Origin of the sequence: Yoonia sp. (assembly GCF_036007805.1) — a bacterium.
GTDB lineage: Bacteria > Pseudomonadota > Alphaproteobacteria > Rhodobacterales > Rhodobacteraceae > Yoonia.
In genome coordinates this window covers 1-1672 of record NZ_DASYOK010000349.1, presented here as the reverse complement: position 1 = coordinate 1672, position 1672 = coordinate 1, and the positions used below count along the sequence as shown (strand labels likewise).

At 59.3% G+C, this 1672-nt stretch carries 3 protein-coding genes; 1 reads left to right on the top strand and 2 read right to left on the bottom strand.

Annotation, left to right across the window (positions count from 1 at the left end; all coding sequences use genetic code 11):
• A partial coding sequence (locus VGP75_RS18355; protein WP_327545033.1) for a tyrosine-protein phosphatase occupies window positions 1-347 on the top strand: 347 nt, incomplete at its 5' end.
• On the opposite strand, the gene VGP75_RS18350 is transcribed toward VGP75_RS18355, so the two are convergent.
• Both VGP75_RS18350 and VGP75_RS18345 read right to left on the bottom strand, forming a co-directional pair.
• The gene (locus VGP75_RS18350) at window positions 344-1276 is read right to left on the bottom strand and encodes a Gfo/Idh/MocA family protein (protein ID WP_327545032.1); all 933 of its coding nucleotides are present in this window, start codon (window positions 1274-1276) and stop codon (window positions 344-346) included. The two genes, VGP75_RS18355 and VGP75_RS18350, sit on opposite strands and share 4 nt — an antisense overlap.
• On the bottom strand, window positions 1270-1672 hold a 403-nt coding region (locus VGP75_RS18345; protein WP_327545031.1), incomplete at its 5' end, for an SDR family oxidoreductase. The genes VGP75_RS18350 and VGP75_RS18345, both read right to left, overlap by 7 nt.

Sequence of the window (1672 nt, the reverse complement as noted above, 5' to 3'; positions counted from 1 at the left end):
AGCGTCTTTTGGATGTGATCGCCGCTTTTGAAGCGATGGAGCGCCCGTTCCTGATGCACTGCAAATCAGGTGCCGATCGGACAGGCCTCGTCGCGGCGCTTTATCTGATGGTCCATGATGGCCAATCTGTCGCCCAAGCGCGCAGACAACTCAGCTTTCGGTATTTACATATCCGCAAGACCTCCACCGGCATTCTGGATCACTTCTTCGACGTCTACGCGGCCCGTAACGCGCAAGCGCCGATCGCGATCGAAGAGTGGATCAGAACCGAATATGACCGCGATGCCTTGACCGAGAGTTTTGCGCAAAAGCAGGCCGAGCTGAAATTCTGGCAAGGCTGGCGCTAGAACGCGACGTCAACCTGTCCGCGAAACTGGCGTGCCTGCCAGGCTTCGGCGATCATGTCGCAACTTTCCCGCACGGTGCTCAGGCGCGGCATCAGCGGATTACCCGACGGGGGTTTTCCTGTAGCGATGGCGATGAAATCGGCCATCAAGCCCAGAAACATATCGTTGCGATCAAAATCGAAGGCTGTCGTTTGCGGACCGGCACCTGTATCGCGCGTGTATGCAGGCGCCATCAGGTCCAGATCAATGACCTGGTCGGTGCCGCGCAATTGTCCTTTGCGCAGACTGACAGGTGAGAGGTAGTCCATCGCAACCGTTCCCAAAGGCGCGGCAAGGCTGATGCGCGTGGCGAAATCGACCTTTGCAAAATCGGGGTGGTCGAGGCTTGCGGCGCCTGTCACCGTGGCCTCTGGAAAGAGGCAATGCGCGATGTCCAGTTCATGGCACAGGTCCAGCAGAACCCCGCCGCCCGCCGGATCGGACGCATAGCTTTGCGCAAAGGACCAGTTCTCGCGCCATTGCCGCACATCATGGCCGATCTCGAAAGCGAAACTGTAAATATCGGACAGATCAAGGGCGGCCAGCGCGCGCACCGCAGGGTGATAGCGCATCATGAAGCCGACTATTGAGCGGTCAGCCACAGGTGCGGCCGCCGCATAGATGTTGGCGATCTGCTCTTTGGTCCAGCCAAGCGGTTTTTCAACGTAGAAGGGCCAGTCCTTGGCAGCGCAAAGCTGGATCAGCGACAGGCGGATCGGGGTGGCCGTTGCGACGATGACGCCTGCAACATCGCTGCGTTGAGCCACGGCATCGGGATCAAATGCGCGGTAGGGGATGAGGTCAACCTTTTGGCCCAAGGCGGCAAGATTACGGGCGTGGCGTTGCCCGATTGATCCTGCACCGATGACCAGAAATGTATCCGCTACCATCCGCTGAAGCCGCCATCGACGTTGACCAACTGGCCGGTCATATAGCCCGACTGCGAGGAACACAAAAACAGCATCGCATCGGCAATTTCATCCGGCGCGGCCATGCGGCCCGCCATGATCAATTCACCCACGCGGCGCTGGAATTCGTCGGAATGGCCGTTGAACACCGCACCCGGGGCGATGGTATTCACGGTCGCGTTCCGCTTGGCCCAATAGCCCGCAAGCCAGAGGGTAAGGCCGTGGATGCCCGCTTTGGTCGCCGAATAGGCCGAGAAGGATTTGAACGGCATATCCTCGTAAATCTGGTGGTGCGGACCATTCAGCGCATACATCGACGCCACGTTGATCAGCGTCGCAGGATAGCGCCCCACGATATCGCGGTCCATCTGGCGGGCG